This is a genomic window from Mucilaginibacter sp. HD30, assembly GCF_054061755.1.
Genome location: NZ_JBSSEO010000001.1, coordinates 2253985 through 2277807, shown reverse-complemented (window position 1 = coordinate 2277807; position 23823 = coordinate 2253985). Strand labels below are relative to the sequence as shown.

Annotated in this window: 23 protein-coding genes; 11 read left to right on the top strand and 12 right to left on the bottom strand. The window is 41.7% G+C overall.

All coding sequences use genetic code 11. The features are described 5' to 3' along the window. The first annotated feature begins 90 nt into the window (after positions 1-90). Both ACVW2L_RS10935 and ACVW2L_RS10930 read left to right on the top strand, forming a co-directional pair. Positions 91-1119 (top strand): RluA family pseudouridine synthase, encoded by a 1029-nt coding sequence (locus ACVW2L_RS10935; protein WP_457128002.1) that lies wholly within the window; start codon positions 91-93, stop codon positions 1117-1119. Between the two features lie 83 nt (positions 1120-1202). Then, on the top strand, positions 1203-2033 hold the full coding sequence (locus tag ACVW2L_RS10930; protein WP_457128001.1) for an aminotransferase class IV: 831 nt from the start codon (positions 1203-1205) through the stop codon (positions 2031-2033). A 327-nt stretch (positions 2034-2360) separates the two neighbouring features. Here ACVW2L_RS10930 and ACVW2L_RS10925 read toward each other — a convergent pair whose 3' ends face one another. The 3 genes from ACVW2L_RS10925 to ACVW2L_RS10915 form a co-directional block, all read right to left on the bottom strand. Next, positions 2361-2591 carry a hypothetical protein gene (locus ACVW2L_RS10925; RefSeq protein WP_457128000.1) on the bottom strand — a complete coding sequence of 77 codons (231 nt, stop codon included), beginning with the start codon at positions 2589-2591 and terminating at the stop codon, positions 2361-2363. Between the two features lie 10 nt (positions 2592-2601). Further along, positions 2602-3522: a methionyl-tRNA formyltransferase gene (fmt, locus tag ACVW2L_RS10920; protein WP_457127999.1), complete on the bottom strand. Its 921-nt coding sequence runs from the start codon at positions 3520-3522 to the stop codon at positions 2602-2604. Between the two features lie 103 nt (positions 3523-3625). Beyond that, positions 3626-4855: an exo-beta-N-acetylmuramidase NamZ family protein gene (locus ACVW2L_RS10915; protein WP_457127998.1), complete on the bottom strand. Its 1230-nt coding sequence runs from the start codon at positions 4853-4855 to the stop codon at positions 3626-3628. Positions 4856-4939: 84 nt separating this feature from the next. Between ACVW2L_RS10915 and ACVW2L_RS10910 the strand changes: the two genes are divergently transcribed. Further along, positions 4940-6160, top strand: coding sequence for an ABC transporter permease (locus tag ACVW2L_RS10910; RefSeq protein ID WP_457127997.1), 1221 nt, complete (start codon positions 4940-4942; stop codon positions 6158-6160). 12 nt (positions 6161-6172) lie between these two features. Here the strand turns inward: ACVW2L_RS10910 and ACVW2L_RS10905 are convergent, their stop codons facing one another. The 3 genes from ACVW2L_RS10905 to mnmD all read right to left on the bottom strand — a co-directional run bounded on the left by ACVW2L_RS10905 (position 6173) and on the right by mnmD (position 8254). Further along, positions 6173-6595, bottom strand: coding sequence for a hypothetical protein (locus ACVW2L_RS10905; RefSeq protein ID WP_457127996.1), 423 nt, complete (start codon positions 6593-6595; stop codon positions 6173-6175). Positions 6596-6627: 32 nt separating this feature from the next. Continuing rightward, a complete protein-coding gene (gene mazG, locus ACVW2L_RS10900; protein ID WP_457127995.1) occupies positions 6628-7434 on the bottom strand; it encodes a nucleoside triphosphate pyrophosphohydrolase in 807 nt (268 codons plus the stop codon). Between the two features lie 142 nt (positions 7435-7576). Next, positions 7577-8254 (bottom strand): tRNA (5-methylaminomethyl-2-thiouridine)(34)-methyltransferase MnmD, encoded by a 678-nt coding sequence (gene mnmD, locus ACVW2L_RS10895; protein WP_457127994.1) that lies wholly within the window; start codon positions 8252-8254, stop codon positions 7577-7579. Between the two features lie 381 nt (positions 8255-8635). On the opposite strand from mnmD, the gene ACVW2L_RS10890 reads away from it, so the two are divergent. From ACVW2L_RS10890 to ACVW2L_RS10865, 6 genes are all read left to right on the top strand, one after another. Further along, positions 8636-9463: a hypothetical protein gene (locus ACVW2L_RS10890; protein WP_457127993.1), complete on the top strand. Its 828-nt coding sequence runs from the start codon at positions 8636-8638 to the stop codon at positions 9461-9463. A 6-nt stretch (positions 9464-9469) separates the two neighbouring features. Then, the gene (locus ACVW2L_RS10885) at positions 9470-10234 is read left to right on the top strand and encodes a hypothetical protein (RefSeq protein ID WP_457127992.1); all 765 of its coding nucleotides are present in this window, start codon (positions 9470-9472) and stop codon (positions 10232-10234) included. A 6-nt stretch (positions 10235-10240) separates the two neighbouring features. Beyond that, positions 10241-11083 carry a hypothetical protein gene (locus tag ACVW2L_RS10880; protein WP_457127991.1) on the top strand — a complete coding sequence of 281 codons (843 nt, stop codon included), beginning with the start codon at positions 10241-10243 and terminating at the stop codon, positions 11081-11083. A 152-nt stretch (positions 11084-11235) separates the two neighbouring features. Further along, on the top strand, positions 11236-12108 hold the full coding sequence (locus ACVW2L_RS10875) for a hypothetical protein (protein WP_457127990.1): 873 nt from the start codon (positions 11236-11238) through the stop codon (positions 12106-12108). Between the two features lie 136 nt (positions 12109-12244). Further along, positions 12245-15049 (top strand): TonB-dependent receptor, encoded by a 2805-nt coding sequence (locus tag ACVW2L_RS10870; RefSeq protein WP_457127989.1) that lies wholly within the window; start codon positions 12245-12247, stop codon positions 15047-15049. A 15-nt stretch (positions 15050-15064) separates the two neighbouring features. Then, positions 15065-15880: a hypothetical protein gene (locus tag ACVW2L_RS10865; RefSeq protein WP_457127988.1), complete on the top strand. Its 816-nt coding sequence runs from the start codon at positions 15065-15067 to the stop codon at positions 15878-15880. A gap of 65 nt (positions 15881-15945) precedes the next feature. Here ACVW2L_RS10865 and ACVW2L_RS10860 read toward each other — a convergent pair whose 3' ends face one another. The 3 genes from ACVW2L_RS10860 to ACVW2L_RS10850 form a co-directional block, all read right to left on the bottom strand. Beyond that, positions 15946-16701 (bottom strand): hypothetical protein, encoded by a 756-nt coding sequence (locus ACVW2L_RS10860; protein WP_457127987.1) that lies wholly within the window; start codon positions 16699-16701, stop codon positions 15946-15948. Positions 16702-16872: 171 nt separating this feature from the next. Next, positions 16873-17391 carry a hypothetical protein gene (locus ACVW2L_RS10855; RefSeq protein WP_457127986.1) on the bottom strand — a complete coding sequence of 173 codons (519 nt, stop codon included), beginning with the start codon at positions 17389-17391 and terminating at the stop codon, positions 16873-16875. A gap of 251 nt (positions 17392-17642) precedes the next feature. Continuing rightward, positions 17643-17891, bottom strand: a complete 249-nt coding sequence (locus tag ACVW2L_RS10850) for a hypothetical protein (RefSeq protein WP_457127985.1) — start codon at positions 17889-17891, stop codon at positions 17643-17645. A 359-nt stretch (positions 17892-18250) separates the two neighbouring features. Here ACVW2L_RS10850 and ACVW2L_RS10845 point away from each other — a divergent pair, with 359 nt between their 5' ends. Together ACVW2L_RS10845 and ACVW2L_RS10840 are read left to right on the top strand one after the other, a co-directional pair. Next, positions 18251-20260, top strand: coding sequence for a thioredoxin domain-containing protein (locus tag ACVW2L_RS10845; protein ID WP_457127984.1), 2010 nt, complete (start codon positions 18251-18253; stop codon positions 20258-20260). Positions 20261-20361: 101 nt separating this feature from the next. Continuing rightward, the gene (locus tag ACVW2L_RS10840; RefSeq protein ID WP_457127983.1) at positions 20362-20859 is read left to right on the top strand and encodes an FKBP-type peptidyl-prolyl cis-trans isomerase; all 498 of its coding nucleotides are present in this window, start codon (positions 20362-20364) and stop codon (positions 20857-20859) included. 440 nt (positions 20860-21299) lie between these two features. On the opposite strand, the gene rsmG is transcribed toward ACVW2L_RS10840, so the two are convergent. The 3 genes from rsmG to ACVW2L_RS10825 are packed head-to-tail and all read right to left on the bottom strand — an operon-like array spanning position 21300 to position 23621. Beyond that, the gene (gene rsmG, locus ACVW2L_RS10835; protein WP_457127982.1) at positions 21300-21926 is read right to left on the bottom strand and encodes a 16S rRNA (guanine(527)-N(7))-methyltransferase RsmG; all 627 of its coding nucleotides are present in this window, start codon (positions 21924-21926) and stop codon (positions 21300-21302) included. Beyond that, positions 21916-22521, bottom strand: a complete 606-nt coding sequence (locus ACVW2L_RS10830) for an RNA polymerase sigma factor (RefSeq protein ID WP_457127981.1) — start codon at positions 22519-22521, stop codon at positions 21916-21918. The genes rsmG and ACVW2L_RS10830 overlap by 11 nt, the downstream gene beginning before the upstream one ends. Then, complete coding sequence (locus tag ACVW2L_RS10825; RefSeq protein ID WP_457127980.1) at positions 22512-23621, bottom strand: glycosyltransferase; 1110 nt, start codon at positions 23619-23621, stop codon at positions 22512-22514. The genes ACVW2L_RS10830 and ACVW2L_RS10825 overlap by 10 nt, the downstream gene beginning before the upstream one ends. Positions 23622-23823: the final 202 nt, after the last annotated feature.

The window sequence follows — 23823 nt, the reverse complement described above, 5'->3', positions numbered from 1 at the left end:
TATATTTATAACTAAAAAAATAACTGCTATTTGGTATTTTACCCATATTCTCACAACTACAGATGTTAAAAAACAACTACTTTTGCCGGTATGAACGAGGATGCGGAAGTATTTGAGCAGGAAGAAAAGGACCTTTACGAACACCTTAGGGTTGTTGTGGACAAAGGCCAGTCGCTTTTGCGTATTGATAAGTTTTTAATGCATAGGGTTGAAAATGCTTCGCGCAACCGCATACAAAATGCTATTGATGCCGAAAATGTGCTGGTGAATGACAAGGCAGTTAAACCCAGCTACAAGGTAAAACCGCTCGACGTAATATCAGTGGTACTGCCGCATCCCCCCCGAGATACCGAAGTTTACCCGGAAGATCTACCTATTAATATTGTTTATGAAGATGACGATGTGTTGGTGGTGAATAAAGAAGCGGGTATGGTGGTTCATCCGGGTTACAACAATTACACCGGTACTTTAGTAAACGCGCTGGTTCATCACTTTCAGCTACTGCCCACATTGCCTGGTAATGACGGCCGCCCGGGTTTGGTGCATCGCATTGATAAAGATACATCGGGTTTGTTGCTTATCAGTAAGAATGAGCGCTCTATGAATTACTTGGCCAAGCAATTTTTTGATCACACCATTACGCGCAAGTACCTGGCCCTGGCCTGGGGCGATTTAGAGCAGGATGGTACTGTTACCGGATATATTGGCCGTAGCGTGGCCGACAGGCGCGTAATGTCAATTTATGATGATCCTGAAAAAGGGAAGTGGTCTGTAACGCACTATAAAGTTTTGGAACGATTGAATTATGTTACGCTGATAGAATGCCAGTTGGAAACAGGCCGTACACACCAGATACGTGCGCATATGAAACATATAGGGCACCCCTTATTCAGCGATGCAACCTACGGCGGCGATAAGATATTGAAAGGAACGGTCTTTAGCAAGTACAAGCAGTTTGTTGAAAATTGTTTTGAAATAATGCCCCGGCAGGCGCTACACGCGCAAACACTTGGCTTTGTGCATCCCTCTAAAAAGAAATACATACATTTTGAGGCTCCCCTGCCTGCTGATTTTTCGGCAGTGCTTGAAAAGTGGCGAAAGTATGCTACTCCTGTATAATTGGGCGCTAAACGCCCTATCTTTGTAACAATAACAAAACTACCTTTGTCAAAAAAATTAATAGATAACGTCTGCTGCTGCCCATGCTTTTTGTAAATTTTAACGGAGAAATATTGCCTGCAGACACCAAAGTACTTACGGTTGCCAACCGCGCGTTTAAGTATGGCGATGGTTTGTTTGAGAGCATGCGCATGCTGAAGGGGCAGCTTAAATTTGCCGCTGAACACGCCACCCGGCTTCAAAAGGGGATGAAAGCTTTAAAAATGGACGGTTATTCCCAAATGGACGCCTGGTTTTTAAAAGAGAAAGCTGATCAGCTGGCAACTGTTAATAAAATAAAGCATGGCCGCCTGCGCCTTAGCGTATATCGCGATGCAGAAGGATTGTACACACCATCTCAAAATAAAATTGGCTACCTGCTTGAAATTCAGCCTGTGGATGAGCCGCGTTATTTTTTAAACAGCAAGGGGCTTATAATTGATGTCTTTACCGAACTGACCAAGCCTACAAATTTCCTGTCGAATATAAAAACCTGCAACTCGCTTGTTTATGTAATGGCGGGGATCCATAAAAATCAAAATAATCTGGATGATGTTTTGCTGCTTAACCAGAATGGTTTTTTGTGCGAAGCCAGCAGCTCTAACGTGTTTGTTTATTACCAGAACCACTTATACACGCCTGCATTAAGCGAGGGTTGCGTAGAGGGTGTAATGCGGCAAGTAGTAATAGATATTGCCAACAAAATAGGGATCCCAATTACTGAAGCCCAGATAAATCCCGAAATTTTGTACGAAGCCGACGAGGTTTTTTTAACCAATGCGGTTAAGGGTATACAAACGGTAATGGGTTACGGGATCCGCAGGTATTTTAATAAGGTAAGCAAGATGTTGATGGATGAGTTGAATAAGGTTTAGAGGTAAAAATCCTTCAAATTGCCCACTCTCCAATACCTTTAAACCTTTCGCGGATGCTGCCGAGTGTCAAAAAGTCTTAGAACTATTACTTTATCTTTATTAATCCGGTAAAATATTTTTAACCTGCGATGGACTACAAATCCTCTAATGTTCTTATTTCTGATCTCAAAACTGCCAATTTCAGGAAATTGCTCAAGTAATGTTACAAAATCTAAAACAAGCTTTTTAAAATCGACAACCGACTGATGCCAAATTCAACGGCAATATAATTTAAGATAACCTCGAAATCAGTTTCAGCTTTCCGATTAAAGCTAACTTCAAAAGGCATTATTTAAATCTTGAACGAATAACTGATAATGGAATCAAATTAGATTCATCCTCGCTTTCTTCGTAAGCTTCCAATACCTGCTGTTGCTGATCTGATGACAGCGAAGTCCAAAGCGAGCCCTCACTATTTACCGATTGGCTAATTGCACCGTAAAACTGAGTTAAAATGGTCGGATCGTTAATTCGATCTATTAATTCATGGAACTCCGACTTTAACAATTCTATTTTCATAACGGTAAATTTACAACTTCACACCCCTTAAAAATTCCTCAATACTCATGCGTTTCTTGCCTTCTAACTGCACATCGGTAACTAATACATAACCATCTTGCGCGGCAAATTTCAGGTAGGTTTTGTTATCAGTTAAAAAGCCGCCGGGTAAAATTCCCGGGGTTGAGGGTTGCGTTTCTGCACGGAATATTCTAAATGTCTTATCGTTTAGTGTGGTATATGCCCCTGGCGACGGACTTAAGCCACGTATATGGTTATAAATATTTTCTGAAGGTTGGTTCCAGTTTATCAGACCATCTTTCTTGCTCAGTTTTGGTGCGGTCTTCAGCTCAATGTCTTCGGTTAACAAAGTTGATTGCGGATGCTGATTATAACGGCCGCTTTCAATAGCTTTTACTGTTTTTACCAGCAAAAGCGGCCCCTTATTCATCAACCTGTCGTGCAGTTCACCGGCTGTTTCATGGCCGGTAAGCGTAACCTTTTCGGTAAATAATATATTGCCTGTGTCAATTTCGTGTTTCAGGAAGAATGTAGTTACACCACTCTCTTTCTCACCATTTATTAATACCCAGTTAATTGGCGCCGCGCCACGATACTGAGGCAAGAGCGAGGCGTGTAAATTTATGGTGCCTTTTGACGGCATTGTCCAAACCTCTTCGGGCAACATTCTGAAAGCTACAACTACTTGCAGGTCTGCGTCAAGGGCCTTTAATTCTTCTAAAAATTTAGGGTCCTTAAGATTTGTTGGCTGCAACACCTTTAAGCCATGAGCTTTTGCGAACGTCTTTACCGGCGACTCGTTCATTTTCTGTCCCCTGCCTGCGGGCTTATCAGGCGCGGTTACCACGCCAACAATATTAGAACCTGCCTGTAGCAATTCATCCAGCGATGGAACAGCGAATTGGGGGGTGCCCATAAATACAATCTTCATAGTGATAATAGCGATGTGATGTTACTTGTAAAACTAAACTTTGTAAATAAAATATTGTATAAATTATTTATATCAACACACAGTTTTGCTGTTATATTACCCTTTACTGATACAACAAATACTTTTTTCGTGTGATTTTGAAACGGCTCAAACCCGGTTCCCAACTCCTGCGTATCTGCTGCTCCGTTTTACCCTCTTCTATTTGCTTGCGCAAAGTTTCTGTTCCTGCTAATTTGGTAAAATAAGCATTGAAAAAATTAGCCTTATCCGGAAAATCCTTATACATTTTTATCAGCCAGGAAAGATCGATCTTCCCGGTTTTTCTTAAACTGTCCGCATTGTAATTCTTAAGGTCGATACCGTAGCATACTATGTTTTTCTGCGGCGGATCTTCGCTCATGCCCGGAATACTAACAGGCATAAATGAATAGGCGTATTTCCCTTTTAAAGATGGATGCCCCACTACCTGGAACGGCTCCATAGTACCCCTGCCTAAACTAAAGGTTGTGCCCTCAAATAGGCAAACACTTGGGTAGAGCAAAATAGATTGGTAAGTATTTAAATTAGGCGATGGATTTACCGGTAATTTATAAGACGTAGCATGAGTGTAATTGGCCATTTTAATGATCGTTAGCTTACATTTTATACCTTTATTTAACCAACTTTCGCCATTTATCATTTGCGCGTATTCGGCAATGGTCATGCCGTGGGCTATTGGTATCCTGTGCATCCCAACAAACGATTTATAAGCTGTATCTAATATAGGGCCGTCAACGGTAAGCCCGTTGGGGTTTGGACGGTCAAGCACCATCAGCTCAATATTGTTTTCTGAACAAGCTTCCATTACGTAATGCAGGGTGGATATGTAAGTGTAAAACCTTGCGCCAACATCCTGAATATCAAATATCAGCACATCAAGCCCCTTTAAATCAGCCTGAGTGGGTTTGTAATGCTTACCATATAGCGATATTACGGGCAACCCGGTTTTGGCGTCTACATCGTCGCCAACAACAGCGCCGTTACTTGCATTTCCCCTAAAACCGTGTTCAGGGCCGAAGATCTTTTTTATTCTTATACCAAGCGTTAGCAAGCTGTCAACCGTAGTTGTTTGGTGCGTACCAATAACCGATGTTTGATTTACAACCATGCCTATATTTTTTCCCTTAATGTAGTTAAAATACAGCGGAATGCGGGCGGCGCCTGTAATAATTTTTTTTACGGTATCGGTTTTTGCAGATTTGCCCGCAAAAGTGCAGTTACTTTGTAGCGTTATGGTAAAAAGCAGCAGGAGGGAGGGGAGTGTCAGATCAAGAAATGATTTTATCCTTTTCATAAAAATAAATGCCTGCGCTATTTAAAAGTACCTTTTTAAGCGGTAAAACCGCATATTTGCGAAGTTACAAAAAAATACTTTTCCTTGAGTTTTGCATCATTCATAGCCGGGCGAATAACCTTTAAGTCAAAACGTACATTTTCAAAACTGATTGTGCGCATTGCTATTATTGGCATTATGCTGGGTTTAGGGGTGATGATATTATCGTTAGCGGTAGTAAAAGGTTTTAAGCGGGAGATCCGCGAAAAGATACGTGGCTTTGATGGCGATATGAAGGTGATCAAATATGATCTGAATACCTCGTTTGAAAATTCGCCTTTTGTAAGGGACACACTTTTAGAACAAACACTGCAACAAAACAAGGCTGTTGAGTACATAGCGCCTTATGCCAACAAGCCGGGGATTATTAAAGTCTCTGATAATATTGAAGGGGTAGTGCTTAAAGGCGTTAATAAAACGTATAACTGGACGTTTATAAAAAGTTGCCTGGTGGCAGGTAATGTTATCAATTTTGCCGATTCAATTGCTGCACGCACACAGCTGATGATATCGCAAACTACAGCCAACCGCTTGCGACTGAAAGTGGGTGATAAAGTGGTAATTTATTTTGTACAGAACCCACCCCGGCCCCGCCCGTTTAAAATTGTTGGTATATATGATACAAGCATTCAGGAGGTAGATAAAACCTACGTTATAGGCGACCTTTCTGTACTACAAACGGTTAATAGTCAGCAACCGGACGAAATAGGAGGGTACGAACTCAGAATAAAGAATTTTGACAAGCTCGACACCCTTGCAGGGCAGATCAACAGTGCGCTGCCTATTAAACTAAGGCTTACTACCATCAAAGAGAATTATAGCAATATATTCGACTGGTTGCAGATTTTGGATGTTAACGCACAGGTTATGCTGGTGCTGATGCTTTTGGTAGCGGTAATTAATATGATATCGGCATTGCTGATAATGATATTGGAACGCACATCAATGATAGGTATAATGAAAGCGATGGGCACCAACAACTGGGCCATACAGAAGATATTTTTATACAATGCTGCATACCTTATAAGCATTGGCTTACTGCTGGGCAATATCTTTGGGCTGGGGCTGGGGTTTTTTCAGCAAGCTACTCATTTTTTTAAGCTGGATGCCAGCTCTTATTACATGACGTTTATACCGGTTGAGATTACCTTGACAGATGTTGTGCTGCTTAACGTTGGCACCATGATAGTTTGCCTTGTAGTGCTCATAATTCCATCAATGCTAATTTCTCGCATTACACCTGTTAAGGCTATTCGGTTTAAGTAGCGTGTTAAAAATTTACAGTTTTACAAGTACGTATTCGTCAACATCATTAGCAGAAGACTTGGTTAATTTAAAATTGGTCCCATTAAATATGTACGAGTAACTGCCTTGTAAATAGCCTTTGTTAATTGCACCGGCAGTAGAGTAATTCGGATCACTAAAATCTAATGTAAGATCATCTCCTAAAAACTCACCGCTGCCGTTAGCGTGCACCACGACATCATCACTTGCCAACATGAAGCCGGTGGTAGCCATAGCTAATTGAATATTTGCCGTAGTAACATCTTTAGCAGACGTAACCGGGTCTGTATGTGTGTGCGTAAATTTACCGCTAAAAGTACCAAAGGGAGCCGGAGGTGGGTCATACTCTTTTTGGTTCGTTTTCATACATCCTGCAAAAAGTATCAATAAGGGCAATAAAAAAATCAGCTTTTTCATATGGCTTTTATAAAAGAATTACAAAGTTAAAACTACTGTTGCTTTTTTGCTTCCTCCCAAAAAACGTCCATTTCCGTAAGGCTCATGTCTTGTAACTGTCTGCCGTTTTCCGCGGCTTTGCTTTCCAGGTACTGAAACCGCTTAATAAACTTGCGGTTGGTTTTCTCTAACGCGTCTTCAGGGTTAATGTTAATAAAACGGGCATAATTTATAAGCGAAAACAAAAGATCGCCAAACTCACTTTCGGCCTTGTCATGGTCAATGGCGGTGTTATCTTCAGCATTGAACTCATTTTTAAACTCCTGCATTTCCTCTTCTACTTTTGCCCACACCTGGCTTTTTTCTTCCCAGTCAAACCCTACACCGCGGGCTTTTTCCTGTATGCGCGATGCCTTTACCAGTGCTGGTAAAGATGCAGGCACGCCACCCAATACAGATTTATTCCCTTCTTTAAGCTTTATTTGTTCCCAGTTGCGTTTTACGTCGTTCTCATCATTTACCTCCACGTCGCTATAAATGTGTGGGTGGCGGTTTATCAACTTATCGCATATACCGTTCAATACGCCTGTAATATCAAAATGGTTGCCTTCTGAGGCTATTTTGGTGTAGAACACCAGATGCAGCATTATATCACCCAACTCTTTTCTAATCTCGGGCATATCTCCGGCTAATATAGAATCCGACAGCTCATATACCTCCTCAATGGTTAAGTGCCGAAGGCTCTCTAATGTTTGTTTCCTGTCCCAAGGGCAGTTAAGGCGCAGGTCGTCCATTATGGCAAGCAGGCGCTCAAAAGCAGTTGCAGGTGTTGATGCGGTAACGGGGGGGATTAGTGGCATGTTATCGATGTGCAAATGTGTTATTAATGTGCAGATGTGCTGATATGCAAATGTGCAGATATTTTTTTGATGCGCAGATTTGAGTATGTAAATTATCTGCACATCCTCACATACGCAAATCCGTTTCTTCATCTGCACATCTTCATATCTTCACCGCTCTAAGCATTTCCCTTTTCCCCGGCGCGCCGGGTACTTTCTGCACTTGCAGCCCCATTGACTTGAGCATGCGTTTAAGATTGCCGGTTATAGCGTAGGTAACAAATACGCCGCCGAACTTGATAAATTGCATGGTATGGCCAATGGCTTCCTCGTTCCACATCTCGGGTTGGTGGGCGGCGGCAAAGGCATCAAAGTAAATAACGTCGTACCGGTTCTCTGTTTGGAACTGTAATAGTTGGCAGTGGGCGGTTTGCATATGGCAGTGGGCATTAAGTTGTACCGATTTTTGCATTGATGCCTGATAATTACCTATAAAAGAGTCCCATATAACAGGTTGGACATATTGCTCATAACCGGTATTACTTATCATTTCCTGACTTAAAGGGTAGGCCTCAATGCCGGTGTAGTTTATCTGTATGTTGTTTGTGCTGCAATAATCTGCGGTAAGCAGGAAGTTAAGGCCGGTACCGAAACCAACCTCTAAAACTGATACTTCAGTCGCTCCGGTCTGGCTGATAAAATACGCCAGTCCAGCTTTCAAAAACACGTGCCTGCTCTCTTGCAATGCGCCGTGGCGCGAGTGATAATTCTCGCCAACCTGCGGGTTAAATATGGTGTTGGAGCCATCTGCGGTGGCAACAATTTTCAAATCTGGTGTCATTACAGGCAAAGATAGAACAGAATAATTGGGTGTTGCAGAAAATATATGTTCCCAATTGTTAAAAATATAACTACTTGTATATCAATATTTTAACATTTTCAACACCAATAACTTATTCGTCGGTAAAATTCGCTGTAAATAGTGTATAACTACTTGTATATCAAATTAATACAATAGCCAATTTTAACCCTTTTTGAGGCCCATTTAGCAACAAAATAGCAACAGTTTAGCAACACAATAGCAACACTTTTGCAACAGCCTTTTAGAAAAAACGGTCGGCACTAAATCTTAAAAACAAACTATATCATTATATAATAATATATCCGCAAAACTTGTTTCACTAAATATTTAGGTATAAATTAGAATGCCAATTCTTTATTCATGAGATCAACCATAACAATCTTGCTGGTTTTAGTCAATATTTCTCTTTTTGCCCAAAAACTACCCACATTACAGCAGACCAGTTTACGTGCACCTGCCAATATTAAAATTGATGGCAAAAGCGCAGACTGGGGTGATCAATTCCAAGCCTATAACCCGGCTACCGAACTGTTTTACACAATTGCTAACGATAGTAAAAAGCTGTACCTGGTTGCAAAAACAGACGATCAGAAAGTGTTTAATAATATCATAAACGGCGGCATTAGAATCAATATACAAAAGGCAAATAATAAAACTGATGCCGGTGCATTAGCAGTTAAATATCCTTATTTAGAAAAAGGCAAATTAGTTCTGTTTACACTTCACAAAAAGGGAGAAATTCCGCCGCCCAGAGAGTTGGCAGATCATATAGCAGACTCGGTTATGACAGCGAATAACAAAAGGCTTGCTGCTAATGTAAAATGGATATATACCAATGGGCTAACAGATGTAGACAGTATATTGGCGATATATAACGATAACGGAATAGAAGCGGCAGGCGCATTTGATACTAAAAAAAGTTACACGTGCGAATTGGCCATTGATCTTAAACTTCTCGGGCTATCGGCAGAGAATGCTTCAAAATTCGCATACCATATTATCGTAAATGCCGAACCTAATAAATTTTCGATGGGACAATTTTTCGGTCGCACTATAAGCGGAACCAATGCCGACGGCAGCCCCATGAACCAGGCACAATTGGATGCATTGACAGAAAGTATGCAAAAAACAGCAAATGATATTAGTGCCACTACTGATTTTTGGGGAGAATACACTTTAGCTAAATAACCCGTCATGAAGAAGATCAACCTAACGCTATTAGCATTAACAACCATTGCAACTACTTTCGCGCAGAAACTCCCCAATGTGCAGCAGGTAAGTTTACGCGCGCCTGCTAATATCAAAATAGACGGTAAGGCTGCTGAATGGGGTGACAAATTTCAGGCCTTCAACAACGCGACAGGAGTTTTTTACAGCATTGCTAATGACAGCGAAAACCTATATCTGGTTATTTACTCAAACAGCATTGCAGCAACCGGAAAAATCCTGGCCGAAGGAATGAATATCAGCTTTAATGCAAAAAAGAAATCAACGGATAATAGCGTGCTTATAAAGTACCCTATTGCCCCAATTGGAGACGAGAGAAATGAACGGAACAAACTAATTATGTCAAAATTAAGCAAAGATGGCGAGACGATAAAAGCCGATGACAGAAAGGCCGGGCAGCTTAGTTTAAATAAAGCCATTATTGCGGCAAACAAACACATTAAAGTTTTAGGCTTGAATGCTCTTACAGACACGCTATTTTCTATATACGACGCTAAAGGAATTATAGTAAGTATGGATGGCCAGGAAGGAAATTTACTGTGTTATGAGCTTTCTATTCCTTTGAAGTACCTTGGAATTTTACCATCAGCTAAACTCAACTATAATATACGGGTAAATGAAAATTGGCTTAGTCATTACATGTCTCCGGTGGGGATACTGCCTGACGGAAAAGACGAGGGAGCGATGATGTATGCAACCGATTTTTGGGGAGAATACACTTTAGCTAAATAACCCGTCATGAAGAAGATCCAGCTAACGCTATTAGCATTAACAACCATTGCAACTACCTACGCGCAAAAGCTACCCACCGTACAACAGGCAAGTGTAACAGCTCCCTCCAACATAAAAATTGATGGAAAGGCCAATGATTGGGGCAATAAATTTGAAGCGAACAATTCCGCCACAGAGCTGCTATATACCATAGCTAATGATGATAAAAAATTATACCTAATTGCACAAACCACATCGCCAATTGTTATGAGCCGCATTGCCAATGGCGGTATAAAACTACTTATCCAGAAAAACGGCACCAAAACGGATGCAGGTGCACCTTTTATAAAGTTTCCGTTTTTACAAAAGGGCAAGCGGGTCAGCATCGGCTTTGTAAATATAATTGAAGATGGTAAGAACGGAATGCGGCGAGCGCCTGAACCTAAAAATGCAAAAGAGGCAGAAAGAATTGCCGACTCGTTAGCAAGGAATAACAACAAAAAACTAATGAAAGAGCAAAAGTGGGTATACACCAGCGGTATTGCCGGGGTGGATACCTTGCTTGCCATTTATAACGAGAACGGAATACAAGCTTCAAACGCTACCAATAGTAAAAAGGCATATACCTTTGAATTGGCAATCGATTTAAAGCTCCTTGGATTGCAGGCTGATAATGCCGAAAAGTTCTCCTATCATATTGTTATAAATGGCGAGCCCAATAAGTCTACATCACCGTTTGGCCCTGCTGTTTTTGCAGGCGACCCGGCGCTCGCTACTCAAAATGAAGAAAGAATACGAAGAATGAACGAACAAATGGAAGCACTTTATGCCACAACCGATTTTTGGGGAGAATACACTTTGGCTAAATAAAATAAAATTCACTGCCACTTTGTAGTTTTTACAAATGCTATCAACCTGACCCTGCCCGGTTTTGTTAAATAGTGTTAAAAAACTTTCGGAATTACGACAATTTCGTAGATTTACGAGATATTCGTAATAAAACTTAGATCAATCCGATTGCCATGACAAAACTATCACTATTATTATTTGCGACAGCAGCCTTCGCTAATGTAAATGCCCAAAAACTGCCGGCCATACAACAAAATAGCCCGCGTGCGCCTGCCGGTATTAAAATTGACGGTAAAACTACAGACTGGGGCAATAAATTTGAAGCCCGTAACCCAACTACTGAGTTGTTGTATACCATTGCTAATGACGATAAAAAGCTTTACCTGGTTATACAAACTGACGTTGACGATGTTTATAACCGCATAAGCAACGGGGGGATAAAACTTATTGTACAGAAAAGCGGCCGCAGAAGCGAAGAGGGAGCGGCTGTGGTTAAATTTCCATATCTGGAAAAGCCGGGTGATCTATTATTTGGCGGTTCAGGCAGGTTCCAGATAACGGTTGACCAGGGCACTATTAATGTAAGGAGAGGCGCAGAGCAGAAACCGGTTTCTAAAGAGCAGGCAGATTCTATTATGCAGGCAAACAATAAAAAACTAAGCGGTAGCTTAAAATGGATCTACACACATGGCATTGCAGGTATTGACAGTTTGGTGCCAATTTATAATGATAAAGGGATTGAAGCCGGTGTAGCGTTTGATAACAAAAAGACTTATACCTGCGAAATTGCCATTGATCTGCAACTGCTTGGGTTAACTGCCGCCACTGCCGAAAAATTTTCATATCGTCTTGTCGTTAATGGGCAACCTAATAAATACTCTGCGCCCACAGCCCCACCTACGCTTGTAATTTCGGGCTCGCCGAGTTCAGATGCAAACCCTGCAATGGCTGATAGAATAAGAACCACCAATGAAGCGCTTCAGGCTAATTTCTTACCGCGTTTTGTAACTACCGATTTTTGGGGAGAATACACCTTAGCCAAATAACCGCTACATTGTAAAAACTATGTTAGGAAGGTTAAATAATATTAAAAGCCTTGTTAACTAAAAAAATAGTTTGTATGTTAGAGCACCAATAACCATTACACCTTAAATTAGTATCTTATCTTATCACACCCTGTCCATGAAAGGCATTTACCTTACCTTATCTATATTAATACTATCGCTTAAGTTGTTGGCGCAAACCCCCGCAGCGCAAGTACCAGCTGCTTTGCCTTTTAGGGATGTGAGCGGTATAGTGAAAGACGAAAAGGACGATCCGGTACCGGGGGCCGTTATATTACTTAAATCGCCCTTAGATTCTGTTTTAACTACTACCAATAACAATGGCATATTTATATTTAAGCAGGTAAAGCGGGCGGGTTTTTATATTACCGTTAGCGGGCAGGGGATACCTACAACCACCAAACTATACCGTAATAATGATCTGGCCAAACAGATTGTGCTTGACCCCATAGAGTTAAAACCACCCAAGGCGATAGAATTAAAAGAGGTTACCATAAGCGGAGCACCCACCATAATTTATAAGCAAGACACGGTTGAGTACAAAGCCAGCGATTATAAGGTGCGCGAAGGTGATACCTTAGACGAATTGCTGAAAAAAATGGAAGGCTTTGATGTTGGGCGGGACGGAACACTGCTTTACCAGGGGCAGGAGGTAAAAAAGGGCAGACTAAACGGTAAGGATTTTATTGGCGGCGATGTTAAGCAGATTATACAGAACCTACCTGCTGAAATAATTGAAAAAGCCCAGGTAATAGATGACTATGGCGAACAGGCTGCTAAAACAGGTATTAAAACCCAGGAACCTACTAAACTTTTAAACGTTACCACCAAGCCCGAAAGGTCTATAGGTACTTATTTGAACCCAACGGCGCAAGCCGGTAATGATAAACGGTATAATACCAACGTAACCGTTACACATTTAAACGCAAACCGCCAAATAGGTATAATAGGGCGCATAAGTAACACGCAAAACGGTGTATCCAGCGGTACCAGTGGCGGCGGAGGGCAGGGAACTACCTTTAGCGGCAACCCATCAGTAAGCTACAGTGACCAGTGGACTAAGCTACGAGTAACATCGAGCTACAATTATATCTTTAGCGACAACAACTCCATCAACAAAAGCTTTGGCGAGACTTACTCTTTCGGGCAAACCGCTAACGTTAAAAACACCAGCTATTTTACACAGGAAAGCAGCAACAACATTAGTAACAGGGGCCACAGGGGTTCGGTAAGGCTTAATTACGATTTTGACAAGTATAATAACATATTGGTAGAGCCTACTTATAACTACACCAGCGGAAACACCATTTCCAGTAGCTACAAAGACAACTTAAATAATTTTACTACCGGGTTTGAGCACCAGGTAATGACCGGGGATAACACCAGCCAAACTACCAATACCGGTTTGGGCCTGAATGCCATTTACCAGCATATTTTTAAAAAGCCGCGCAGAAACATTTCTCTTCAGTTGAGTATTAACAGTTCTGACAATACAGCTGATGGAAAAAAGTTTACCAATTACAGCTTTTATGCCGATGAAACCAAGAATACTTTGCTGCGCGATTCAACGGCACATTTATTAACCCGCCGAACCAGCAACACTACAACATACGGCTCAACCTTAACCTACTTAGAGCCGCTTTCGGCAACCTCGCAGCTGGAGTTTATAGCCAGATTTAACCGCAACGTGAATGATAACGTGGCAAAGTCTGACACGGTATTGGCTAACGGTCAGCTTAAAGAGCTTACGCGCCTCAGCAATATATTTAACTACGCTTTTAACGAAAGCCGCATAACAGCCAACTATACTTACAATGGAAAAAAGATCAACCTGTCATTAGGTGGATCGTTACTGCCTACTGTTTTAACCGGTACCCGGGTCAATAACAACAATAACCAAACGGTATCTGCATCTATCAGTAATTTAAGGCTGATACCGGTTTTACGGTTTACCTATATATGGTCAACCTCACAACGATTTACGTTATCATACGCGGGTAACAATAGTCTGCCAACTTTTGATCAGATACAGCCATTTACAGATCGGTCAGACCCCATCAACATCACAACGGGTAACCCTAACCTTAAACCATCATTTAGCAATAACGTTACAGCGGCTTATAACAACTACATAGCTAATTCTAAAATTAATATAAGCTTGTCAGTAACCGCTTCTGAGACCAAAAACAAGGTGGTTACTAATACCATTCAACGGCCCGAACTGATCTCGACCAATCCAAACAGATACCGCACCGCCTACGAAACCACTTTTGTAAACCTGGATGGAGCCAACTCCTTGGGCGGCAATTACTCGTTTTCAAAACAACTGGCAGACAGGCGTTATAACCTGTCGTTCAGCGGCTCGGTAAGCTATAACTACAACGTTGCCATGAGCAACAATGTGCTGTACCACACCACTGCATGGAGTGTTAGAAACAGTTTTGGCCCGCGTATTAACCCTAATGATGTTATAGAGATCAACCCATCTATACAGCACCAAATTCAGCGTAGCTATACCTCGCTGCCCGGTGCCACCCCTACACTTTACCAAACCACATCGCTTGCGTTGGATGGCAGGTTTGTATTTAACAGCGGCTGGCGGTTTACCTACAGCGCATCAAAAAACTTTGTAACTGGTTTGGGATCCCTTAACACTAATCCGCTGGTAATAAACGCAGGCGCCGAGCGGCAGCTAACCAAAAAGAACAACCTGTATCTAACATTTAATGTATACGATATTTTAAAACAGAACAACTTTATACAGCAAAACGTAACAGCGCAGGGGGTAACCAATACATTGTCAAACTCTTTAAGCCGGTATTTTATGGTAGGCCTTAGGGCAACGTTCCAAAAATGGGGCGGCAGGCCAAAACGTAATGGGCAGGATCTGAAACGTAAGGGGGATGGAAGTTTTATTTATTAATAAAAAACAAAGGTTATGAAGAAGATCAGCTCAATAGTATTATGCCTGGCTATCGGGGCATCTGCCAATGCTCAAAAACTGCCCAACGTGCAGCAAGGCGGCACTAAAGCACCGGCTAATATTAAAATAGACGGGAAAACTACAGAATGGGGCAGTTTTGCAGCCGATAACTATGCTACAGGCCTGCGTTACACCATGGCTAATGACGATAAGAACTTGTATCTGGCCATACAGGCCACAGATCCAAATGTATTATCTAAGATCACTCAACGGGGTGTTTTGCTGATTATCGATCTTTCAGGACAAAAAACTGATAAAAATGCCATTACCGTTCAATACCCCGTTTTTGAGGTGCAGTATAAAAATAAGCCGTATTTAAAATTCAGTAACGCCGGCGGTTTAATGGCAGTAGAACGTGCCGCGATCCACGCCAATCCGGATTCCATGCTCGCTGTAGCTAATAAGCGACTAAAAACCAATGATAAGTACATTCGTACAAGCGGTATTACTGATGTGGATACGCTGCTGTCAGTTTATAATGATAAAGATATTGTTGCCCGGCAAGGGTTTGAGAAGTGGGAGCTTTATAACTACGAAATAGCCATACCGTTAAAGCATTTGAAGTTATCAGCTTCGGCAAAACAGAAGTTTTCTTATCACATCATTTTAAACGGAATAGAACTTATGAAAGATGCCGGGATGAAACAAGTTTTGATTGACGGAAAAATGGTCTGGACAATAGAGCCCGGTGCAGCATTATACAAAAAAGAAGACTTTCCTGTCATAACCGCCACCACCGATTTTTGGGCAGAATATACTTTAGCCAAATAAAAAAGGCCCCGGTCAATCACCGCGGGCCTTTTTGGGTATTATATATATGATAGGGGAAATTGCGCTTAGTTTAAGCCACGCCTGCTGGCAACGTTGCCGGCAAGATTAGTGCGGTTATCGTCTCCACGGCCGCGGTTGTCATTTGATGGCCTTCCTTCTCCACGTCCCGGTTGTGCTGGTTGGTCAAACCTGCCGTTGCCACGGTTATCATTTGATGGCCTACCTTCTCCACGTCCCGGTTGTGCCGGTTGGTCAAACCTGCCGTTGCCGCGGTTATCGTTGCGTTCGTCGGGGCGGCCGCCTCTGTTATCATTTCGGTTGTCGTTTCCTCCGTTCCAGTTAGGCTTGTTGTCGTTACGTCCGTTCCAATCCGGTCTGTTATCGTTTCCTCTGTTCCAATCGGGGCGGTTGTTGCTTGCGCTCCTATCCCAATCGCGGTTATCGTTGCGGTTGTCATAGCGTCTCCAGTCAAACTGGTTGCCACGGTACCTGGTACGGTAAACGGTATGGTTCAAGTACGGGCGGTTGGCGTGGATCTGCACCCTGCTCACATTGCGCCAGCTGTAATTGCGGTAAGCTCCCGGCAAGTAAACTGCCGATACCCAAGCGTACCCATTGTTATAGTAGTAAAGGTTCTCGCCTACGCTATAGTAAGCGTCAACTTCGGGCAGGTAATAATAATCGTCGTAAACTGCCACCGGCCTTTGTACTACAACCGGCCCACCCAGGTTAAAACCAACGCTTACGTGTACTTGTGCGCTTGCGCTATTGAAAGCAAAACCACTAAGGGCTAATGCTGATATTACGGCTAACTTTTTCATATTCTTCTCGTTTTATTTGCATTTATGACGATCAAAAAGCAGCATAGTTTAACCCGTTTAAGCTGTAAACCACTTAATTTAAAATAAAGTTTAATGCATTAAACCTTAGCCTGGGTTGGGCTTCTAAGCGAGAGGAGTAAACAAAACAGGAGAAATGCCCCTGTTTTGTTATTAAGCCATAAGGTAATTGTATTTTACATTTACCCTTAACTTTTCTTTAATCCTTTTTATATCCGCGTCTGCATTATCCTGCTCCTCTTTATTGGTGGAGTCTAACAGTGCAGCATGATAATGGCTGATTGATTTGTTCCAGTCCTTTTTCTTTTCAGCAAAAAGACCCAATAACGAATTTATAACAGCCGTGTTAACGCCTTTTACGGTAAACGCTTTTTCAGACACCGTGTTCACCATTTTATCCATGCCTAAAAATATTACCAGGCGTAAATAATGTTCATACACCTCTGGGAAATCGGGCTCCAGTTCGGCACACAGTTTAAAATGGTAACCAGCCAACTGGTAATCTTCAATAGTATAGTAATAGATTAAACCCAGTTGATAGTGCGCACGTGCGTATGTAGCGTCATTCGTTATTATCTCGTTTAGCAATTTTAAAGCCTTAGGGCGCTCGCCATAGCTTAACTCATCTAAAGCCTGTAAATATTTTTCTTCTATGGTGTAATAAGTTTCCATGTAAAAATGCATTATGCAGCTTAATGCCGCTAAGCATTAAACATAAATAAAATATAATTTTTGATATTGCCGTTTAAGCGCTGCGCTTAAACAAAGCTGCCGAAGGGTGAAGCAGATAATGCATAACCCTTCCGCTGCGGCGCACAAGGCCACATCGGTTGCATATAGCGGAAGTGATTTAGAAGTAGCATTTCTGTAAGTTTTTTACAAAGATGCTAAAAATTTTGTAAGAAGAAAAAAACAGCCTGAGATTATGCGGCTAAGCTTTGGCTAACTTTAACATTTTCAATGAGGTAATGATTTTTCAACTCAGTTTCTGATATAACAACGTTAAAATCGTCAAAGCGTATGCCATCCTCAAAAGCATACAAAATGTACGCTCTTTTATTTGCATCATAAGCGCCAAGCTCAAATATTTCGTCGTAGTTTTTACCTTTTATTTTCGCGCCGGTTACCAGTTGGTAAGCGTCAGTTATGGTTTCAAAAGTGATGTTTTTCATAGTGAAAAGGTTATTACAATAATTTTGCCAATTTATAAAGCCTACTGTTAAAAGGCAAAAAGGGCGTTTCACTTTTCAAGCGATATTCATCTTTTTATAATCAATTGATTTTGAGTGTCTTAAAAGTAATTTACAGCTAATTTTACTGACTTATAAGTTGTTTCATTTTGTTTCATGTTTAAATGTAATATGCTACCAGTCAGTGTTATATAAATTTTTTTGTTTCAAATGTTTCAGTGTTGTCATATATGTTGGTGAAACGCTGATAAGCTTAAACCTTGGCCCAACTACCAGTTATTATATGGTTTTTGGCAATATTTTAGCATAGCTTTTGCCATCTTTGCATAACATCTTTTATTATGAATAAACTGGCCAACTCCACCTCTCCATACCTGCTGCAGCATGCCAATAACCCCGTTAACTGGTATCCCTGGGGTGCAGAGGCGCTGCAAAGGGCAAAGGACGACAACAAGCTCATTATAGTAAGCATTGGTTATTCTGCCTGCCATTGGTGCCATGTTATGGAGCACGAAAGCTTTGAAGATGAGCAGGTAGCCGCTGTGATGAACGAATACTTTGTGTGTATTAAGGTAGACAGGGAGGAGCGCCCTGATGTTGATCAGATCTACATGAGCGCCGTGCAGCTGATGAGCGGCAGGGGGGGATGGCCGCTTAATTGCATTTGCCTGCCAGACCAGCGCCCTATTTATGGCGGCACCTACTACCGCAAAAACGACTGGACAAGCATCCTTTTTAACCTGGCCGACCTTTATAAGCAAAAGCCGGAAGAGGCCGAAGACTACGCTGTAAGACTGACAGACGGCATCCAGCGTTTTGAGACGCTTGACCGTATTGAAGAACAGCCTGAATATACAAAAGCTGACCTGACGCAGATCATTGGCGTTTGGAAAAGGCATCTTGACCGTGTAGAGGGCGGCGTGGGTACTGCGCCCAAATTCCCGATGCCCAACAACTGGATAAGCCTGATGCATTATGCGCATTTAGCCGAGGATGAAGATATTGCCTCTGCCGTGGAGCTTTCGTTGCAAAAAATGGCGCAAGGTGGTATATATGATCACGTTGGCGGTGGCTTTGCCCGTTACTCAGTTGACGGATTGTGGCACGTGCCGCATTTCGAGAAAATGCTGTATGATAATGCGCAGTTGGTAAGCTTGTATGCCGAGGCCAATACCTGGAGACCTGATGCTCAATATAAACAAGTAGTTAAAGAGGTGGTTGATTTTGCCGCCCGTGAGTTATTTTCGGCCGACGGCGGCTTTTACTCCGCTCTGGATGCCGATAGCGAAGGTGTGGAAGGCAAATTCTACACCTTTACTAAAGAGGAGATAGTGACTATTTTAGGTAATGATGCGGATGTGTTTTGTATTTACTATCATATAACCGACGAAGGCAACTGGCCCGAGGAAGAGACCAATGTGCTGTTTAAACGCGGCAATGACAAAGAGTTGGCCGAGGCTTTGGGTATTACGGTTGACCAAATGCTTGATAAAGTTACTACAGCACGCGCTAAAGTTTTTGCAGCACGCAGCGGCCGCATACGGCCCGGTTTGGATGACAAAATACTGGCATCGTGGAATGGTTTAATGCTTAAGGGGCTTTGCGATGCATACAGGGCTTTTAATGAGCAATATTACCTTGATCTGGCGCTAAAGAACGCCAAATTTATCACGGCTAACCTGATCGACGAAAACGGCAGGTTGCAGCGCATTTATAAAAAACCGGGCAGCACAGCTCCTGATGTTGCTTTTTTAGATGACTATGCCAACGTGGTAACAGCATTTATAGCTTTGTACGAGGTTACTTTTGACGAAACATGGCTTGATAAGGCAAAGCTCTTAACGGACAGGACGCTGCTGTATTATTATAACGAAACCGATGGCATATTTTTTTACACAGGCGATGATGACGAGCAGTTGATAGCCCGCAAATCAGAGATAATGGATAGCGTTATACCGGCGTCAAACTCGGTAATGGCGCGGGGCCTTAAAAAGCTGGGTTTACTGCTTGATAATGAGCTATACCTTGAAGTAGCCGCGCAACTGCTGCGTAACGTTATGCCGCATATGGTTAAGTTCGGTTCGTCTTATGCTAACTGGTTTATGTTGCTTACAGATGAAGTTTTTGGCATTTATGAAATAGCCATAACCGGTGCAAATGCACAAACATTGCGCACAGAGATGGAAAAAAATTACATTCCCAACAAAATTATGTTGGGCGGTACAAAAGGAAGTTTACCTTTGCTGCAAGGTAAGTTTGGGCAGGCAACTAAAATTTTTGTTTGTAAAGATAAAACCTGTGGTTTGCCTGTTGATGACGTAGCTGGTGCGATAAAACAAATAAGCAACTGAAACATTATTTATAAATCTGCCTTTTGTATAAAGAGGAATTAAACAGTTCTTCAAGGTGTTAACACTGCGAGGGGCGTATTGAAAATTAAAAATTATTACTAATGAAAATTGAATCGCAACACGTAGTGTCAGTAACATATGATCTGTATGTAGACCAGGACGGAACCGAGAACCTGGTTGAAAGCGCAACACAGGAACAACCACTTACATTTTTGTATGGCGTTGGCCAAATGCTGCCTAAGTTTGAAGAAAACTTAAGCACATTATCAACCGGCGACGACTATGATTTTAAATTAACTGCAGAAGATGCATACGGTGAGTATGACGATGAAGCTGTAGCCAATTTGCCAAAAGAAATGTTTACCGGTGCAGATGTGCCTGAGATAGGTTCTATTCTGCCTTTGCAGGATAACAATGGCAATCGTTTTCAGGGTCAGGTAGTATCAGTTGCCGAGGATTCGGTGGTTGTTGATCTGAACCACCCAATGGCAGGGCAGGAACTGCATTTTAAGGGTACCATTTTAAACGTACGCCCTGCAACACCCGAAGAGTTATCTCATGGTCACGCTCACGGTGCAGACGGACACGAGGGTCATTAAAAAATTATTAAAATACTTAAATAAGCTAACGGCTGTCTTCCAAAAAGAGACAGCCGTTTTTGTTTACTTGATTAAAAAAATACCTACTAGTGGGTATTTTTCTGCTGTTTGGGGTATTGTAAATTCGTGCCGTTAACAAACAACAACACAACTACTATATGCAGGGTAATGAAAAGCCATTGCTTAGGTGCCATAAATGCTCATCTGTATACCACTTTAAAGTGCAAGTGAATTGGTTTTTAAGACTTCTGCTATTTTTTGTGCCTTTAAAAGCATTTTTTTGCGCCCGATGTCTAAAGGTGCGGTACCATGTAATGACTTCGGAAAAATTGAAAAAATACAAGCCTGTTTAACAAACTTAAAATATAACAGCAACCGACTTCGGGAATGCGGCGGCCCTATGGGGGATAAGGCCCCCGTTCACGGGTCGGGTTGCTTGTTTAACCCTTAACGTATATTACTTGCTTGGTGTCAAAAAACTCTTCTTTAAAAAAATCTTTAAGATAATATTGCTGCACTTTTAACCCCGATTCTGTTATCTCTTCGGTTAAATCGCCACCCTTTAAATACAAAAGGCCGTTAGGTAAAACGTTTTTTGATTGTTTGTTATACTTGTTTTTTATCCACGGATGGAAGTCTTTTAAACGGGTTACAGCACGCGATACAACAAAATCAAATTTCTCTTCAACCTCTTCTGCACGCACGTGGGCTGCACGCACATTTTTAAGGCCTAAAGCGTTGGCCACTTCCTGCACCACTTTTATTTTTTTACCGATAGAGTCTACCAAAAAAAACTGTGTTTCAGGAAACATTATGGCCAGTGGTATGCCCGGGAAACCTCCGCCGGTGCCCACGTCAAGCACCTTTTCGCCCGGTAAAAACGGCATTACCTTAGCTATTCCTAACGAGTGCAATATATGACGCTCAAATAACTGGTCAATATCCTTGCGCGAGATAACGTTGATCTGGTTGTTCCACAATTCATAAAGTTCGGGCAGGCGGTCAACCTGTTGTTCTTGTTCGGGCGTAAGCTCAGGAAAGTAAGAAAATAGGGCCTCAGATGTCATCTCTGCTAACGCGGTTAATAATATTGCCCAAAAGATACCGCGCCCTGAATAATTGCGCCTTAACAGTGCCTAAAGGCAAGTCAAGCTGTTGAGCAATTTCTTCATATGATAGTTCATCAAAATAGCGCAGGGTTATTAAATTACGATACCGCAGCGGTAAACTCTGTATCAATAACTTTAGCTCTTCGGTTTGCTGTTTCTTTATTGATGTTTCCTCGGGGTTTAACTCATCTGCTTTTATTTGTAATTGTTTTTCTTCGCCGTCATCATCCATCATGCCATGAATGGAGAGCGTATTCAATTTCTTTTTGCGGATAAAATCAATACAATTATTGGTAGCAACCCTAAACAGCCAGGTACTAAAGGCATAATCAGGCTGGTATTTGTGTAACTTCTCAAAGGCCTTGGCAAATGTCTCAACAGTAAGATCCATAGCGTCTTCCTTATTGTTCACCATTTTAAGCACCATAAAGTATATAGAATCCTTGTACCGGTGCATCAGGTCGGCATAAGCTTTTTGGTTGCCTTCACGCGCTTTCACAACAAGGTAAAAGTCGTTTTTTGCATTTTCGGTAAAATTGGAGTTTATTTCCATTGCCTGGTTTTTACAAGTGCGCCGATAAGGCCAAATACACTAATGTAAATGTAATAAACAAAATCAATCACGGGCAAGTACCAAAGCTGTGCGCCTGCCGCAAGTTTTTTAAATATCCTGCTGTAAATAACTAATTGTATGATCCACCTCATTATAAAAACACCCAACACCCATAAAGGTTCAATATTTAACATAATGGATAAAATGAACACGGTGTAAAACATTAGTCCGCTTAATGCATCAAAGCTCAGCATGCGGCGGTGTTTGCCACGATACAATTTGCCTACACCCATATGGCGTTTTTTTTGACGGTATAAATCGCCAAAAGCTGCTTTTGCAGGGGTGTGCATAAACGCGTCGGGATGAATTTCAATAGCTGTATTAATCGGGGTAGCGTTTTGATTAACAAACAAATCATCATCGCCAGAAAGAATATGCATATGCGCCGCGAAACCTTTGCTTGCAAAAAATAAAGTTTTTGTATAAGCCAAATTACGGCCTATGCCCATATACGCGTTGTTATTTAACGCTGCGGAGAGGTAATTTATTGCCGTTTTTAAGGTCTCAAAACGGATGATAGAATTTAATAAACTTTTTGATTCAATATAAGGCGAGTATCCCAAAACAATTTGTATTTGAGGATCGACAAATTTGCCGGCCATATAAGTTATCCAATTTTTGGATACAGGGCTGCAATCTGCATCGGTAAATAAAAGGTGCTCATGGGCGGCGGCTTTTATCCCGAGGGTAAGTGCGAATTTCTTACCTGTTTTAAACCGCACATGCTCGGTTTTTGTAACTACTTTAAGGTGCGGGTAACGCTTTTGCAGATCTTGCAAAACAAGGTCCGAGTCGTCAGACGAGCAATCGTTCACAACAACCACTTCAAAATTTGGGTAATCCTGCTGTAATATCGCGGGCAAATTTTCTTTCAGGTTTTTCTCTTCGTTACGGGCACTTATAATAACAGATACAGGTAATTTGGCATCAGGCAGCGCCGCGGTAGGCTTATAAGTAGTTAACGACCGTTGTTTTGCTACCAGATAATATAGCTGAATAACGAAAGTCAGCAGAAAAACACCCAGAAGAGTAACGCGCAAATAAAGATCTAACACTGAATTTAAATGAGCCGCAAAGTTGTTAAAATTTTGTTGATTTTTTTACGTTGAAGATTGGTTATTGAAGATTAGTTATTAGGGACTGACGATTGGCATGTAAAGATTAATGATTGGTGTTCTATATATGCATTGAGCATAACCAATCTCCACCCACTAATCTTTAATCTCCAATCTTCAACAGCAA

Bases quoted from the DNA above. Each gene is read 5' to 3' on its own strand.
- ACVW2L_RS10935 (WP_457128002.1), top strand. From the start codon at position 91: ATGAACGAGGATGCGGAAGTATTTGAGCAGGAAGAAAAGGACCTTTAC.
- ACVW2L_RS10930 (WP_457128001.1), top strand. From the start codon at position 1,203: ATGCTTTTTGTAAATTTTAACGGAGAAATATTGCCTGCAGACACCAAA.
- ACVW2L_RS10925 (WP_457128000.1), bottom strand. From the start codon at position 2,591: ATGAAAATAGAATTGTTAAAGTCGGAGTTCCATGAATTAATAGATCGA.
- fmt (WP_457127999.1), bottom strand. From the start codon at position 3,522: ATGAAGATTGTATTTATGGGCACCCCCCAATTCGCTGTTCCATCGCTG.
- ACVW2L_RS10915 (WP_457127998.1), bottom strand. From the start codon at position 4,855: ATGAAAAGGATAAAATCATTTCTTGATCTGACACTCCCCTCCCTCCTG.
- ACVW2L_RS10905 (WP_457127996.1), bottom strand. From the start codon at position 6,595: ATGAAAAAGCTGATTTTTTTATTGCCCTTATTGATACTTTTTGCAGGA.
- mazG (WP_457127995.1), bottom strand. From the start codon at position 7,434: ATGCCACTAATCCCCCCCGTTACCGCATCAACACCTGCAACTGCTTTT.
- mnmD (WP_457127994.1), bottom strand. From the start codon at position 8,254: ATGACACCAGATTTGAAAATTGTTGCCACCGCAGATGGCTCCAACACC.
- ACVW2L_RS10890 (WP_457127993.1), top strand. From the start codon at position 8,636: ATGAGATCAACCATAACAATCTTGCTGGTTTTAGTCAATATTTCTCTT.
- ACVW2L_RS10885 (WP_457127992.1), top strand. From the start codon at position 9,470: ATGAAGAAGATCAACCTAACGCTATTAGCATTAACAACCATTGCAACT.
- ACVW2L_RS10880 (WP_457127991.1), top strand. From the start codon at position 10,241: ATGAAGAAGATCCAGCTAACGCTATTAGCATTAACAACCATTGCAACT.
- ACVW2L_RS10875 (WP_457127990.1), top strand. From the start codon at position 11,236: ATGACAAAACTATCACTATTATTATTTGCGACAGCAGCCTTCGCTAAT.
- ACVW2L_RS10870 (WP_457127989.1), top strand. From the start codon at position 12,245: ATGAAAGGCATTTACCTTACCTTATCTATATTAATACTATCGCTTAAG.
- ACVW2L_RS10865 (WP_457127988.1), top strand. From the start codon at position 15,065: ATGAAGAAGATCAGCTCAATAGTATTATGCCTGGCTATCGGGGCATCT.
- ACVW2L_RS10860 (WP_457127987.1), bottom strand. From the start codon at position 16,701: ATGAAAAAGTTAGCCGTAATATCAGCATTAGCCCTTAGTGGTTTTGCT.
- ACVW2L_RS10855 (WP_457127986.1), bottom strand. From the start codon at position 17,391: ATGGAAACTTATTACACCATAGAAGAAAAATATTTACAGGCTTTAGAT.
- ACVW2L_RS10850 (WP_457127985.1), bottom strand. From the start codon at position 17,891: ATGAAAAACATCACTTTTGAAACCATAACTGACGCTTACCAACTGGTA.
- ACVW2L_RS10845 (WP_457127984.1), top strand. From the start codon at position 18,251: ATGAATAAACTGGCCAACTCCACCTCTCCATACCTGCTGCAGCATGCC.
- ACVW2L_RS10840 (WP_457127983.1), top strand. From the start codon at position 20,362: ATGAAAATTGAATCGCAACACGTAGTGTCAGTAACATATGATCTGTAT.
- rsmG (WP_457127982.1), bottom strand. From the start codon at position 21,926: ATGACATCTGAGGCCCTATTTTCTTACTTTCCTGAGCTTACGCCCGAA.
- ACVW2L_RS10830 (WP_457127981.1), bottom strand. From the start codon at position 22,521: ATGGAAATAAACTCCAATTTTACCGAAAATGCAAAAAACGACTTTTAC.